Annotated in this window: 13 protein-coding genes; 5 read left to right on the forward strand and 8 right to left on the reverse strand. The window is 69.1% G+C overall.

What is annotated here, in order from left to right; all coding sequences use genetic code 11:
* Nucleotides 1-17 precede the first annotated feature (17 nt).
* The 6 genes from P7L68_RS13950 to P7L68_RS13975 are packed head-to-tail and all read right to left on the reverse strand — an operon-like array spanning nucleotide 18 to nucleotide 6,617.
* The gene (locus P7L68_RS13950) at nucleotides 18-1,595 is read right to left on the reverse strand and encodes an ABC transporter ATP-binding protein (protein ID WP_372006237.1); all 1,578 of its coding nucleotides are present in this window, start codon (nucleotides 1,593-1,595) and stop codon (nucleotides 18-20) included.
* Nucleotides 1,592-2,284: a cysteine hydrolase family protein gene (locus tag P7L68_RS13955; protein WP_372006238.1), complete on the reverse strand. Its 693-nt coding sequence runs from the start codon at nucleotides 2,282-2,284 to the stop codon at nucleotides 1,592-1,594. Before P7L68_RS13955 ends, P7L68_RS13950 begins: the two co-directional genes overlap by 4 nt.
* Entirely contained in the window at nucleotides 2,281-3,333 is a 1,053-nt protein-coding gene (locus P7L68_RS13960) for a formamidase (RefSeq protein ID WP_372006239.1), read from the reverse strand. Before P7L68_RS13960 ends, P7L68_RS13955 begins: the two co-directional genes overlap by 4 nt.
* 49 nt (nucleotides 3,334-3,382) lie before the next feature.
* On the reverse strand, nucleotides 3,383-4,309 hold the full coding sequence (locus tag P7L68_RS13965) for an ABC transporter permease (protein WP_372006240.1): 927 nt from the start codon (nucleotides 4,307-4,309) through the stop codon (nucleotides 3,383-3,385).
* Nucleotides 4,310-4,313: 4 nt separating this feature from the next.
* Nucleotides 4,314-5,432 carry an ABC transporter permease gene (locus P7L68_RS13970; RefSeq protein ID WP_372006241.1) on the reverse strand — a complete coding sequence of 373 codons (1,119 nt, stop codon included), beginning with the start codon at nucleotides 5,430-5,432 and terminating at the stop codon, nucleotides 4,314-4,316.
* A 57-nt stretch (nucleotides 5,433-5,489) separates the two neighbouring features.
* The gene (locus P7L68_RS13975) at nucleotides 5,490-6,617 is read right to left on the reverse strand and encodes a BMP family ABC transporter substrate-binding protein (RefSeq protein WP_372006242.1); all 1,128 of its coding nucleotides are present in this window, start codon (nucleotides 6,615-6,617) and stop codon (nucleotides 5,490-5,492) included.
* Nucleotides 6,618-7,007: 390 nt separating this feature from the next.
* Between P7L68_RS13975 and P7L68_RS13980 the strand changes: the two genes are divergently transcribed.
* Nucleotides 7,008-7,742, forward strand: a complete 735-nt coding sequence (locus P7L68_RS13980) for a GntR family transcriptional regulator (protein WP_372006243.1) — start codon at nucleotides 7,008-7,010, stop codon at nucleotides 7,740-7,742.
* Complete coding sequence (gene atzF, locus P7L68_RS13985) at nucleotides 7,739-9,562, forward strand: allophanate hydrolase (protein WP_372006244.1); 1,824 nt, start codon at nucleotides 7,739-7,741, stop codon at nucleotides 9,560-9,562. The genes P7L68_RS13980 and atzF overlap by 4 nt, the downstream gene beginning before the upstream one ends.
* Before the next feature lie 30 nt (nucleotides 9,563-9,592).
* Here atzF and P7L68_RS13990 read toward each other — a convergent pair whose 3' ends face one another.
* Together P7L68_RS13990 and P7L68_RS13995 are read right to left on the reverse strand one after the other, a co-directional pair.
* Entirely contained in the window at nucleotides 9,593-9,931 is a 339-nt protein-coding gene (locus tag P7L68_RS13990) for an STAS domain-containing protein (RefSeq protein WP_372006245.1), read from the reverse strand.
* Between the two features lie 98 nt (nucleotides 9,932-10,029).
* Complete coding sequence (locus tag P7L68_RS13995) at nucleotides 10,030-10,755, reverse strand: NTP transferase domain-containing protein (RefSeq protein ID WP_372006246.1); 726 nt, start codon at nucleotides 10,753-10,755, stop codon at nucleotides 10,030-10,032.
* A gap of 191 nt (nucleotides 10,756-10,946) precedes the next feature.
* On the opposite strand from P7L68_RS13995, the gene sugE reads away from it, so the two are divergent.
* The 3 genes from sugE to P7L68_RS14010 all read left to right on the forward strand — a co-directional run bounded on the left by sugE (nucleotide 10,947) and on the right by P7L68_RS14010 (nucleotide 13,139).
* Nucleotides 10,947-11,267 carry a quaternary ammonium compound efflux SMR transporter SugE gene (gene sugE / locus P7L68_RS14000; protein ID WP_372006247.1) on the forward strand — a complete coding sequence of 107 codons (321 nt, stop codon included), beginning with the start codon at nucleotides 10,947-10,949 and terminating at the stop codon, nucleotides 11,265-11,267.
* A 166-nt stretch (nucleotides 11,268-11,433) separates the two neighbouring features.
* Nucleotides 11,434-11,787 (forward strand): HPF/RaiA family ribosome-associated protein, encoded by a 354-nt coding sequence (locus tag P7L68_RS14005; protein WP_372006248.1) that lies wholly within the window; start codon nucleotides 11,434-11,436, stop codon nucleotides 11,785-11,787.
* Between the two features lie 290 nt (nucleotides 11,788-12,077).
* On the forward strand, nucleotides 12,078-13,139 hold the full coding sequence (locus P7L68_RS14010) for a TRAP transporter substrate-binding protein (protein ID WP_372006249.1): 1,062 nt from the start codon (nucleotides 12,078-12,080) through the stop codon (nucleotides 13,137-13,139).
* Nucleotides 13,140-13,143 lie beyond the last annotated feature (4 nt).

The raw sequence follows: 13,143 nt of genomic DNA on the forward strand, positions 1-13,143 counted from the left end.
GGGGGACAGGGCTCCCGTCAGTGGCCGGCCATGTGGCGGCCGATCGCCACCCGGTCGGCGGTGGCGCCGGCGGTTTCGTGGACGATGCGGCCGTCGGAGATGACCAGGATCCGGTCGGCCAGTTCCAGCAACTCGTCCAGATCCTCGCTGACCAGCAGCACCGCGGCGCCGCGATTGCGGGCGCCCACGATCTGGGCGTGGATGTCGGCCACCGCCGAGAAGTCCAGCCCGAAGACAGGGTTGGCGGCGATCAGCACCTCGACCTCGCCGCCGATCTCCCGCGCCAGAACCGCGCGCTGGACATTGCCGCCCGAAAGTGCCGCGATCGGCGTGTCGGGGGATGGCGTGCGGACGTTATAGCGGCTGATCAGCTCGCGCGCGGCCGCCCGGATCCGGCCCCCGGACAGGAACCAGCCGCGGGCATAGGGCGGCTGATCGAAGCGGCGGAAGGCCATGTTCTCGGCGACACTCATCCGCCCGACGCAGGCATTCTTCAGCGGCTCTTCGGGCAGCAGGCAGACCTTGTGGCGCAGCATCTGCGCCCGTTTCGCGGCATAGGGGGCGCCGTCGACGGCCATGCTTCCCGCCTCGGCCCGGCGCTGGCCCGCCAGCACCTCGACCAGCTCGCTCTGGCCATTGCCCGAGACGCCGGCGATGCCGACGATCTCGCCGCGCCGGACCTTGAGAGAGACCCCCCGCAGCGCCGGCTCGCCGGTGTCGTCGAGCGCTTCCAGATCGCGGATGTCGAGCGCCACCTCGCCCGGCATGCCGGCAAGGCGGGCGGCAGGTGCCGCGGGTGTCGCCTCGCCGATCATCATCGCCGCCATCCGGTCGACATCCAGATCGGCAACCCGGCCGCCGCCGACCAGCCGGCCGCGGCGCAGCACCGAGACCTCGTCGGCGAAGGCCAGCACTTCGCGGAATTTGTGGGTGATGATCAGGATGGTCAGATCACCCGCCCGTGCCATGTCGGCGAGCAGGCCCAGAATGTCGTCGGCCTCGTCGGGGGTGAGAACCGATGTCGGCTCGTCCAGGATCAGGAAACGGACATCGAGCCAGATCTGTTTCAGGATCTCGACCTTCTGCTTCTCTCCTGCGGCCAGCGAGGCGACCGGTGCCTCCAGCGGCACCCGGAAGGGCATGCGGGCCATGAAGTCTTCCGCCCGCGCGCGCTCCGCCGCCCAGTCGATGATCGCAGGCGTGTCGGCCCGGGCCATCACCAGGTTTTCGAGCACGGTCATGCCCGGCACCAGGGTGAAGTGCTGATAGACCATGCCGATGCCCAGCGCATGGGCCTGGCGCGGGTTGGTGATCGGCGTCTCGCGGCGGCCCACGATCACCGCCCCCTCTTCGGGGCGGTAATAGCCCATGATGCATTTGACCAGCGTCGACTTGCCGGCGCCGTTCTCGCCCAGCAGCGCATGGACGCTGCCCGGGCGGACCCGCAGGTTCACGCCGTCGAGCGCCGTGAAGGTGCCGAAGCGCTTGGTCATCGCCACGGCTTCGATGCCGAGCGCCCGGATCTCCGGGCCGTCATCGGCCCCGATCGGTAGCGGGGCGTCCGGTACCGCCTCAATCCCGGCCGCGGTGCTCATGGCAGGGCCTCGATGAACGCGGCGGAATTCGAGACCGAGCCGAAGACGCCGCCCTGCATCTTGATCATCCGGATCGCATGGTCGTGATTGGCGCGGTCGGTGGCGCCGCAGCAGTCTTCCAGCAGCAGGCATTCGAATCCGCGGTCATTGGCCTCGCGCATCGTGGTGTGCACGCAGACATCGGTGGTGATGCCGGTGAGCACGATGTTGCGGATGCCGCGGGTGTGCAGGATCAGCTCAAGATCGGTGGCGCAGAACGAGCCCTTGCCCGGCTTGTCGATCACGGGTTCGCCCGGCAGCGGTGCCAGTTCGGGAATGATCTCCCAGCCGGGCTCTCCACGAACCAGGATCCGGCCGCAGGGGCCCGGATCGCCGATGCCGGCGCCGATGCGCTGCGACCGCCAGAGCTTGTTGGCCGGCAGGTCGGAAAGATCCGGGCGATGACCTTCGCGGGTGTGGATGATGTGATAGCCCCGGGCCCGCATCGCGGCCAGCACCGCCCCGATCGGCCCGATCGGAGCGCGGGTCAGCGACAGGTCATAGCCCATCTTGTCGACATAGCCGCCGACCCCGCAGAAATCGGTCTGCATGTCGATGATGATCAGCGCGGTGTTGGCGGGCAGAAGCCTGCCGTCGAACGGCCAGGGATAGGGGTCGCCGGGGATGGTTCTGAGATCGGTCGCGGTCATTCGGCGGCATCCTTGCGGGCGGTGGAGGCGGGGTTGGCCGGCAGTGCGGGGGCCGGGCGCGGGGTATAGCTGCGCGCGGGGGCGGGGAAGCCGAAGGCGGTGCCGTCCACCGTCTTCACCTCCGCCTCCCAGGGCAGGCGGTAGCGGCCGGCGGCCAGATCGGTCATGAAGGTGTAGGGGCAGTCGCCGGCCCCGCCCTTGACCGCGACATAGCCGCGATGGCCCAGCTGGTAGATGTTGTTCTCCACCCCCCAATGGAGCCGGGCTTCGCGGATCAGGTCGGGGCGCAGTTCGGCGGCGACGATTTCGTCGGGAATACCGCCGCCGCGGGCGATCACGGTGCCGTCGGCATCGCAGATCATCGCCTCGCCCATGGAATTGAAGGTGCCGTCGCTTCCCGAAAGGCAGACCGAGGCGGTGGCCATCAGATTGCAGAAGGCATTGGCCTGGTTGGTGATGTCCCAGGCGTGACGGATCGGCGCGGTATAGCCGGCGGTGCGGATCATGATTTCCGCCCCCTTATAGGCGCATTCCCGGGCCATCTCCGGGAACATGCCGTCGTGGCAGATGATCAGCGCCAGCTTTGCGCCCTTCGGCCCCTCGATCACCGGAATACCCAGATCACCCGGCTCCCAGGGCTCGACCGGCACCCAGGGATGCATCTTGCGGTAGTAAAGGCGGATGCTGCCAGTGTCGTCGATGATGATGCCGGTGTTGTAGGGCATGGACCCCGGGTTGCGCTCCATGATCGAGAAGCAGCCCCAGATGGTGTGGGTCCGGCAGGCTTCGGCAAAAGCCGCCACTTCCGGGCCATCCAGATCGCAGAGGATCTCGTCGCGGATGTCCATCGACAGGCCGTGGAGCGCATATTCGGGGAAAACCACCAGATCCATGCCCGGCATCGAGCGGCGGGCCTTGGCGACCAGCTCCACGATCCGCCCGGTCTGGCGGGCGATATCGGCCGCGTTCGCGATCCGGGGCAGCTGCAGCTGAACCAGGCCGATCACCACGCCGGCAGGCGATTTGTTGAGACCTCCGAGGCCGTTCATGGGGACAGGCTCCTTTTGAAGGGGGGCGGCGGGTGGCGACCGGCCGGGGTCAGCGGGTGACCGACAGCTCGCCCGGCGCGCCCGCCAGCCGGCGGCGCGACGAGGAGGCGAGAACCATGATCACCAGGGTCAGCAGATAGGGCGCGGCATTGAACAGGTAGTAGCCCTGGGTGACGCCCACCGCCTGCAGCGCCGGGCCAAGCGCGCTGGCGCCGCCGAAGAGCAGTGCGGCATAGAAGCACCACATCGGGTTCCAGCGGGCGAAGATGACCAGCGCCACCGCGGTGATGCCCTGGCCGCTCGACAGGCCTTCATTCCAGCTGCCGGGGTAGTAGAGCGACAGAAAGGCACCGCCGACGCCGGCCAGGAAGCCGCCGGTCATGGTCGCCCACATCCGCACCCGGTCGGGGTCGTAGCCCATGGCGCGGGCGGCATCGGCGCTGTCGCCGGCCATGCGGATGATCAGCCCCCAGCGGGTGGCGCGGAAGGCCCAGAGCATCGCGACCGCCAGCAGGGCGCCGATCACGAACAGCACGTTCACCTCCAGCGCCGCGCGGATCTGCGGCACCTCGCTCCAGAAGCCCAGGCTGATCGCAGGCAGATGCGGGGCGGTGGGCTGGATGAAGGGCTTGCCCAGGAAGAAGGCGAGGCCGGTGCCGAGCAGCATCAGCGCAATGCCGACCGCGATGTCGTTGACCCGCGGCAGGGCGCAGATCAGCGCGTGCAGCAGGCCGAAGACCATGCCGGCAAGCCCCGCGACCAGCACGCCCGCCCAGGGCGACCCGGTCGCCCAGGCGGTGCCGTAGCCGCTCATCGCCCCCATCACCAGCGTGCCTTCCAGGCCGAGATTGATCCGGCCGCTCTTCTCGGTCAGGCATTCGCCCAGGCTGACGAAGAGGAAGGGGGTGGAGATGCGGATCGCGCCTGCGATCACCGCCAGAGGTACGCCCCACCAGCCGAGAGCCGCGTCTTCCATGGGATCAGGCCTTTCCGGTGCCGGCCGGCGCCGCGGGGGCGGCAGTGCGGCGCAAGGGGAGAGAGGGCAGGCGCAGCCGGCCATAGAGGGTTTCGCTGGCCAGCAGCACCACGAACAGGATGCCCTGCAGCACCAGAACCGTGGCGTCGGGCAGGTCCAGCCGGCGCTGGAGCAGGCCGCCGCTGGCGCCGATCCCGCCCATCAGGATCGCGACCGGGATGATGGCGAGCGGGTTCTGGCGGGCGAGGAAGGCGACCAGAATGCCGGTGAAGCCATAACCGGCCGCCAGGGTGGCATTGGCCCGGCCGTGGACGGCTGCGACCTCCACCATGCCGGCGAGCCCGGCGGCGGCCCCGCCGATCATGGTGACGGCGACGATCAGCCCGCCCACCGGCAGACCGGCGGCCCGGCCGGCGCGGACATTGCCGCCGACCATGCGCGCCGCGAAGCCGAAGGTGGTCTTGAACATCAGCACCCAGGCGGCCAGGCAGAAGACGACGCCGATCACGAAGCCCCAATGCACATCCATGCCCGGCATGTCGCCGATCATAAAGCCGTCGCCGATCGCGGGGGTGGAGGGCTTGTTCAGGCTGGCCGGATCGCGCATCGGGCCTTCGACCATGTGGTTCAGCACCGCGATCGCGATGTAGACCATCAGCAGGCTGGAAATCGTCTCGCTGACGCCGCGGGCATGGCGCAGCCCGCCGGCGATGCCGATCCAGGCCGCACCGGCCGCCATGCCGGCCGCCGCCATGGCCAGCTGCACCACCAGCACCGGCGCGCCGGCATCGGCCAGCGGCAGGCCTGCGGCCATGGCCGCAAGCCCGCCCAGCACCAGGGCCCCCTCGGCCCCGATCACCACCAGCCCCATCTGGGCGGGCAGGGCGGTGCACAGCGCCACCAGCAGCAGCGGCGCGGCACGCTGAAGCGTGTTCTGCCACGAGAACCATGTGCCGAAGGCACCGCGATACATCAGCTGGTACAGCTCGATCGGATCCACCCCCACCGCCGCCACGAAGGCGCCGAACAGCACCATGCTGACGGCCACCGCCAGCATGGGGATGGCGACGGCTTCGGCCGCCTGCCGGAGTTTCGGGTCCGAAATGGTCCGGGCCTGGGACATGGTGCTGCGGATCTTCCTGACGGCGACGGGAACGGGGAGGGAAGGGGCGGAAGCCGGTCAGGCGGTGGCGCCGATCACGCCTTCGACCAGATAATCCATCTTCTCAAGCTCGATATCCGTCTGGCCGCGGGTGGTGCCTTCCGCGATCACCGTGCCACCCTTGTTGTCCTTGACCGGCCCCTTGAAGATCGCGAAATCCCCGGCCATGAACCGTGCCTTGACCGCATCGGCCGCGGCGCGCCCCGCCTCGGGCGCCGCCGCGCCATAGGCCGAGGTCTTGACGATGCCTTCCTTCAGCCCGCCGCGGACCAGAGAGGGGATGTCGGTGCCGGCCAGCGCGTCCTTCACGAAGCGGGGATAAAGGCTCTCCCAGTTCCACTCGGCGCCGGTCAGATAGCCCTTGGGCGCCAGCGGCGCCTGGCTGGCGTGATAGCCGCAGGTGAACATGCCCCGACGTTCGGCGGTCTCCACCACCACCTTGGGGCTGTCGACATGGCAGGTCACGGCGTCGGCGCCCTGATCGGCCAGGCTGTTGGTGGCCTCGGCTTCCTTCACCGGCATCGACCAGTCGCCGGTGAAGATCACCTGGGTGGTGATGGTGGGGTCGACCGACCGGGCGCCCAGCGTGAAGGCATTGATGTTGCGCAGCACCTGCGGGATCGGCTTGGCGGCGACAAAGCCCAGCTTCTTCGTCTTCGAGGCATGGCCGGCCACGACGCCCGACAGATATTGCGCCTCGTCGATATAACCGAAATAGCTGTGGGCGTTCTTCGGGTGCCCCTCGGCCCAGAGACCGCCGCAATGCAGGAAGGTCACGTCGGGATACTTCTCCGCCATCTTCATCACATGCGGATCGTAATAGCCGAAGGAGGTGGGGAAGATCAGTTCGGCGCCGTCGAGATTGATCATGCTCTCGATGGTCTTCTGGACCTCGATCGTCTCGGGCACGTTTTCTTCTTCCAGCACCGTGACGTTCGGGAAGGCCGCCTTCACCGCCGCGGCGCCCTGGGCATGGGCCTGGTTGTAGCCGAAATCGTCGCGCGGCCCGACATAGATGAAGCCGACCGTCAGCTTGCCGGCCGCCAGCGCCCGCCGGAAGGGCAGGCCGGACACAGCGCCGAGCAGACCGAGCGCACCTGCGCCCTTGAGCAGCGTGCGACGGTTGAGGGAGAGATCATGGGCCATGACGTAAGCATCCTCCTCGGGACGGACGGGCTGTGGTGCCTGATCGGCGGCGCCTGACGACGAAAGGGTCTGCCTGGCCGTCCGCAAGCCGCGTGCCAAGCGGTTTGATCCGTCACAAAAACTTGATTCAAAAGGATAAAGCCTGCCGAAGCGCCAGGACGGGCGAGGCTGTCGGCATGTGGATGATCATTTTTTATGCGTTGATTGCATGCAATGATTATTATTTAGGCATAAATGGCAATGATCCCCGGATATCCCTGGAAGACCTTCGGAACAGGACGATCTAATAATTTGTTTTAAATGAGAAAAATAAGGAATTTGCCCAATTGGCATCTTGCATGCAAACTCGCATGCAGCCCCTGGCCCCCTATCCGCAGCCGAAGGCCCCCGATGACCGATCAGACCCGACCCGCCACCGACGGCCCGCCGGGCGGGCTGCGCCGCAGCCTGGCCGACACCCTTGCCCGTGCGATTGCCGACGACATCATCGAAGGCCGGCTGCTGCCGGGCATGCGGCTGGACGAGCATGAACTTGCCGCCCGATTCGATGTCTCACGCACGCCGGTGCGTGAAGCCCTGGGCCAGGTCTGCGCCATGGGCCTGGCCGAACGCCGGCCCAATCGCGGCGTGCTGGTGATGGTGATGTCCGAGGCCCGGCTTGAAGAGATGTTCGTGGCCATGGCCGAGCTTGAGGCCGCCGCGGCGCGGCTGGCCGCCCTGCACATGACCGGGGCCGAACGCCGCGGGCTGGAAGCGCTGCATCTGGAAAGCGCCGCCGCGGTGCGTGCCGGCGCGACCGACGACTATGCCGCCTTCAACACCCGCTTCCACCAGGCGATCTATGCCGGCGCCCATAACTCCTATCTGGAGGAGCTGGTCGGGCTGACCCGCAAGCGCCTGGCGCCCTTCCGCCGCGCCCAGTTCAATGTTCTGGGCCGGCTTGCCTCGTCCTGCGAGGAACATGACCGGATGGTGCAGGCGATCCTGCGCGGTGATGCCGAGGCCGCCGCCGCCGAAACCCGCGCCCATGTGCTGACGGTCAGTGCCGCTTCCGTCGCCTATGTCGGCACCCGCGCCCGCAGCACCGCCAGACCCGACCAGCCCGTTGAGGACCCCGCCCGATGACCCAGACCCTGCCAGCCGCTTTCGACATCGCCCGGCTCTCTGCCGCCTATGCCGCCGGCGAGACCGACCCCGTGATGGTGGTGCGGCTCGCCTTCGAGCGGATCCGCGCCTGGCCCGACCCTGCGGTCTGGATACTGCTCCGCGACGAGGCGGATCTGCTGGCAGAGGCCCGGGCACTGATGGCGCGGGGGCCCGCGGGGTTGCCGCTCTGGGGCATCCCGTTTGCGGTGAAGGACAATATCGACGTGGCGGGGCTGCCGACCACGGCGGCCTGTCCGGAATTCACCTACACGCCTGACCGCTCGGCGACGGTGGTGGCGCGGCTGGTGGCGGCGGGCGCGCTGCTGATCGGCAAGACCAATCTCGACCAGTTCGCCACCGGCCTGGTCGGCGTGCGCTCCCCCTGGGGCGCACCGCGCAGCGCCTTCGATGCCGCCTATGTGTCCGGCGGGTCGAGTTCCGGATCGGGTGTCGCCGCCGCGGCCGGGCTGGTCTCGTTCTCGCTCGGCACCGACACGGCCGGTTCGGGCCGCGTGCCGGCCGCTTTCGGCAATATGGTGGGGCTGAAGCCCAGCCGCGGGCTGATCAGCGCCGCCGGTGTGGTGCCCGCCTGCCGCTCGCTCGACTGCGTCACCGTCTTTGCCCAGACCGCCGATGACGCCGCGGCCGTGCTGGATGTGGCGGCCGGCAGCGATCCCGCCGATCCCTATTCGCGCCCGGTGCCCTGGCCCAGGGGCAAGCCTCTGCCGGCGGTTCCGGCCGCCTTCCGCTTCGGCGTGCCCAGGGCGGCGTCGCTGGAATTTTTCGGCGACAGGCTCAACCCGCCACTCTTCGCCGCCGCCGTGGCGCGGCTTGAAAGCCTGGGCGGCGAGGCGGTCGAGATCGACCTGGACCCCTTCCTTGAGGTCGCCCGCCTGCTCTATCAAGGCCCCTGGGTGGCGGAGCGCACGGCTGCGGTGGGGGATTTCCTGGCGGCCAACCCCGAGGCCGGCCATCCCGTGGTGCGCGGGATCATCGAGGGCGGCCACGGCGTTACCGCGGTGGAGGCCTTCCGCGCCATGTACCGGCTGGAAGAGCTGCGCCGGATCTGTGATGCCGTGTGGGAGGCGGTCGACATGGTGATCACCCCCACGGCCGGCACGACCTATACCGTCGCGGCGCTGGAGGCGGACCCGGTGCGGCTGAACAGCACTCTCGGCTATTACACCAACTTCATGAATCTGCTGGATTATGCCGCGGTGGCGGTGCCGGCCGGCTTTCGCAACGACGGGCTGCCCTTCGGCGTGACCCTGTTCGCGCCCGCCTTTGCCGACCGCCGGCTGCTGGCGCTGGGGGACCGGCTGCACCGGGCGGCGGGGCTGACCGCGGGTGCGACGGGGTTGCCGCTCGGACCTGCGGGCCCGCGCGGACCGGTCGAGGCCGGGCGGATGGTCGATATCGCGGTGGTCGGCGCCCATATGGCGGGACTGCCGCTGAACGGCGAACTGGTGGCGGCCGGCGCGCAGTTCGTGCGCGCGGCAACCACCGCGCCGGTCTACCGGCTTTATGCGCTGGATCAGCTGTCACCGGCCCGGCCGGGGCTGGTGCGGGTGGCCGAGGGGGGCGCCGGGATCGCGATCGAGATCTGGCGGATGCCGGTGGCGGCCCTCGGCCGTTTCGTGACCGGCATTTCCGCGCCGCTCGGCCTCGGCACGCTGACGCTGGACGACGGCAGCCCGGTTGCGGGCTTCATCTGCGAGGCCGCGGCGACATCAGGGGCCCGCGACATCACCGGCCATGGCGGCTGGCGCGCCTGGATGGCAAGCCAGGCCGCGGCCTGAAGTCTGGGATCGGGAGGGGAGGGGGCGGCGTCAGCCGGCGATCAGCCGGCGCGCCGCGTCTTCGTCTTCCACCATCGGCAGCAGGTCGGCCAGGCCCGACATCGTGATGGTCTGGCCCACCTGATCCTGCACGCCGACCAGAACCATCCGGCCGCCGCGGCGGGTGACCGTCTTGGCATTGGCGAGCAGCAGGCGGATGCCGATCGAGGCCAGGAAGGCCACGCCGGTCATGTCGACGATCACGTTCGTGGCGGCACCGCAGGCGGTGGAGACGGGCAGTTCGGCAGTGGCGCTGCCGGCGACGTCGAGACGGCCCTCAAGCACGATCCGGGTGACGGCATCGTCGGACTTCTGGACGGAGATCTGCATCTGGGCGTGCTCCTGGTCGGAAAGGTCCGGCGGATCATGCCCCGGAATCATGACAGTTTCATGTCGGTATTATGTGATGTCGATGTGGGGGGGAGGGCTCAGCCGCGCCGCGCCGCGGCATCGGCGACCGCCAGGGCCGTGGGCGTGTTGATGTTGAGGAACGGATCGCCGCCATCCCGCCGGGCAGGAAAATCGGCCGCAACCGCCCCCAGTGCCGCCAGCGCCCCGCCGAGCGATGCCGCCCTGCCGCCGCCCGAGGCGCAGGCCCGGGCGGTATCGGCCAGTGCCGAGACCCTGGGCGCCAGCGCCAGCGGCCAGAGCGAGACCACCGGATGGATGCGGCCAAAACTTGCGGCCACCGCCGGGCGCGGCGGGCCGCCCGCGGGCAGGGCGGCGAGCAGGCCGCGCACGAGACCCTCGGGCAGCAGCGGCGCGTCGTTGGGCACCACCAGCAGGGCGCGGGGGCAGGGGGTGAGCGTGGCGGCCCAGGCAAGACCGGCCTCGATGCCGGCGATCGGCCCGATCGGCGGCCCCGGCTGATCGATCAGCGCACGGAGCGCGCCCGAGGCGCAGCCGGGCGGCGTGTCGCCGGCGATGCGGGGAAGCGTGCGGCCGGCACGGATACTGATCGCCAGATGGCCGACCTGGGGGCGGATGCGGTCGATGACGTGGATCAGCATCGGCCGGCCGGCCAGTTCCAGGGCGCCCTTGTCGACGCCCCCCATGCGCATGGCCTGGCCGCCGTTCAGGATCAGTCCCGCGATCTCCGTCCGTGCCGTCATCGCCTGTTCCTTCTGCGGTGTGCGGAGCGCTGCCTTCGACATCTTGGCATTCCCCGGCCGCGGGGGCCAGCCATGCGCGCACTGGACGCATGCCCCGCCGGCGGCTATATAGCGGCAGATCGTGACGCGCCGCGGAGGGACGACCTTCCGCCCGGATCCGGCCTCCTTCCGGATCCCGGTTCCGGCGCCTCTGCGGGGACGACCCTGCGCTTCATTGCGGGAGGTCTCCGCACATGTCCTGGATCATCCTCGTCATTGCCGGCCTGTTCGAAATCGGCTGGGCCGTCGGGCTCAAATACACCCATGGCTTCACCCGGCTCTGGCCGTCGGTGCTGACCGCCGGTGCGATGGCCGCATCCGTGGTGCTGCTGGGCGTGGCTTTGCGCAGCCTGCCGCTGGGCACCGCCTATGCGGTCTGGACCGGCATCGGCACCGTCGGCACGGTGCTGTTCGGCATCTTCGTGCTGGGCGAACCGGCGACCGCGGCGCGTCTGGGCTGCATCCTGCTGATCGTCTCCGGCATCGTGGGCCTGAAGATTCTGGCATCTCATTGACATTAAATTACGTTTTCGGGCTGCGGCGGCAGGTCGCAGCCCGGATTTGCCCTGGAACATGGAAGAAGTTTTTGTCAAGCCGTGAACTGCACGCGAAAGGCGCCCAAGTGGATCAATAGAGGCTGCGGCGCCTCGGCTGCAGCCCTGATCCAGATGGAGACCGATCATGACCAAAGGTTCGCCGACCATCACTTTCCGCAACCTCGACCGTTCCCCGGCGATCGAGACGGCGATACACGATCGGGCTGAGCTTCTCTACCGCATGGGCGGACGTATCGAGCAGCTCCAGATCGTGATCGAGGCAGCGAACCGCACTCCCGACGATCGCGTGCAGGGCCTGACCGTGCGGGTGGAAATGGCGGTGCCCGGGCCGGACATCGTGGTGACCCGCATCCGCCCGCGTGTCTCCGGCCCCGATGACGTGGTGCAGGTCGTCCGCGATGCGATGGACACCGCCCGCCGGCAGCTGGCGACCCGGCTGTCGCAGCGCCGCGCCGGCCGTGAGCGCCGTATCGCCTGATCCCTGCCCGGGACGGGAAGAGAACACCCCAGATCTCCAACCGGCCCGCCGGCCTCCGGCGGGCCTTTTCGTTGCCGGCGCGGGGCTGATGTACTGCCGGCGCATGCACGTGTCCCGCGATGATCAAAGCTCTTGAAAAACCATACGTGCTGATATAACCCTCAGAGAAGAGATGTGCCGGTCCATTCAACCATAAGACTGCATGAGAGCAGCGGACGGGTACCGGGCAGCGCATCATCGGACAGCGCATCATCGGGCGGGCACGTCAGACAGGGCGAGGGGACGGTCAGATGACGGAGACGGCAACGGGCATCCGCCGCAGGCGGATGCGGCGGGTGATGGCGTGTGGCCTGGCGGCGGCATCGATGCTGCTGGGGCTGGGCGGCAGGGCCGATGCGGCGGGGCAGGCGGTGCGCTTCGCTCATTGGGTGCCCACCACCCATGCCTTGCATCAGGGGGTGGACGGCTGGGCCAGGGCGGTGACCGCCGATTCGAAAGGCACGCTCGACGTTCAGGTCTTCCCGGCCGAACAGCTGGGCAAAGCGCGCGACCATTACGACATGGTCGCCAACGGCATCGCCGATCTGGCGCTGGTGGTGCCAGGCTACACCCCCGGTCGCTTCCCCGTCGTCTCGGTGCTGGAACTGCCCTTCCTGGTGCCGTCAGCCGCGCAGGCCGCGGCTCCCTTCGATCGATGGTACCGGCCACTCGCACCCCGCGAGATGCCCGAGGTGACCTACTGCCTGGGTATCGTCCAGGAACCCGGCATCCTTCACAGCCGCAAGCCGGTGACGGTGCCGCAGGATGTGGAGGGCATGAAGCTGCGCCCGGGCTCGGCCCTGGTCGGCCGGCTCTTCGCCTCGATGGGGGCCTCCGCCGTGTCGATCAGCGCGCCCGAAGCGCGCGAGGCGGCGGCACGCGGCGTGATCGATGCGGCGACGCTCGCCTACGGCACCCTGGTCTCCTTCGGGCTCGACAAGGTGCTGAACAACCATATGGATCTGCCACTCTACAGCGTGCCGGTGCTTTATCTCGCCAATACCCGCTGGTATCAGGGGTTGAGCGGCGATGCCCGGGCAGCCATCGACGCCCATTGCTCGACCGATCAGGCCGTGCGGCAATCGAATGCCTGGGGTGACTGGGAACGCGCCGGCCGCGGCGCCTTGGCCGCGCTGCCGAACCAGACCTTCACCAATCCGGATGCCGCGCAGCGCGCGCTCTGGGCCGAGACCGGCAAGCCCTTCCGGGCGCAGTGGATTGCCGACGCCACCGCCCGGGGCCTGGACGGCGCCGCTGCGCTGGCCGAGCTGGAGGCCGCGATCGCGGCTGCGGCACCGCCCGTCCCGCGCTGATCCT

The organism is Tistrella mobilis (assembly GCF_041468085.1).
GTDB classification, from domain to species: domain Bacteria; phylum Pseudomonadota; class Alphaproteobacteria; order Tistrellales; family Tistrellaceae; genus Tistrella; species Tistrella mobilis_A.

What these genes read in the sequence shown, in the direction of transcription:
- P7L68_RS13990 (WP_372006245.1), bottom strand. Translation starts at nt 9,931, where the DNA reads ATGCAGATCTCCGTCCAGAAGTCCGACGATGCCGTCACCCGGATCGTG.
- P7L68_RS13975 (WP_372006242.1), bottom strand. Translation starts at nt 6,617, where the DNA reads ATGGCCCATGATCTCTCCCTCAACCGTCGCACGCTGCTCAAGGGCGCA.
- P7L68_RS14010 (WP_372006249.1), top strand. Translation starts at nt 12,078, where the DNA reads ATGACGGAGACGGCAACGGGCATCCGCCGCAGGCGGATGCGGCGGGTG.
- P7L68_RS13960 (WP_372006239.1), bottom strand. Translation starts at nt 3,333, where the DNA reads ATGAACGGCCTCGGAGGTCTCAACAAATCGCCTGCCGGCGTGGTGATC.
- P7L68_RS13965 (WP_372006240.1), bottom strand. Translation starts at nt 4,309, where the DNA reads ATGGAAGACGCGGCTCTCGGCTGGTGGGGCGTACCTCTGGCGGTGATC.
- P7L68_RS13970 (WP_372006241.1), bottom strand. Translation starts at nt 5,432, where the DNA reads ATGTCCCAGGCCCGGACCATTTCGGACCCGAAACTCCGGCAGGCGGCC.
- P7L68_RS13995 (WP_372006246.1), bottom strand. Translation starts at nt 10,755, where the DNA reads ATGTCGAAGGCAGCGCTCCGCACACCGCAGAAGGAACAGGCGATGACG.
- P7L68_RS13955 (WP_372006238.1), bottom strand. Translation starts at nt 2,284, where the DNA reads ATGACCGCGACCGATCTCAGAACCATCCCCGGCGACCCCTATCCCTGG.
- P7L68_RS13980 (WP_372006243.1), top strand. Translation starts at nt 7,008, where the DNA reads ATGACCGATCAGACCCGACCCGCCACCGACGGCCCGCCGGGCGGGCTG.
- P7L68_RS13950 (WP_372006237.1), bottom strand. Translation starts at nt 1,595, where the DNA reads ATGAGCACCGCGGCCGGGATTGAGGCGGTACCGGACGCCCCGCTACCG.
- sugE (WP_372006247.1), top strand. Translation starts at nt 10,947, where the DNA reads ATGTCCTGGATCATCCTCGTCATTGCCGGCCTGTTCGAAATCGGCTGG.
- atzF (WP_372006244.1), top strand. Translation starts at nt 7,739, where the DNA reads ATGACCCAGACCCTGCCAGCCGCTTTCGACATCGCCCGGCTCTCTGCC.
- P7L68_RS14005 (WP_372006248.1), top strand. Translation starts at nt 11,434, where the DNA reads ATGACCAAAGGTTCGCCGACCATCACTTTCCGCAACCTCGACCGTTCC.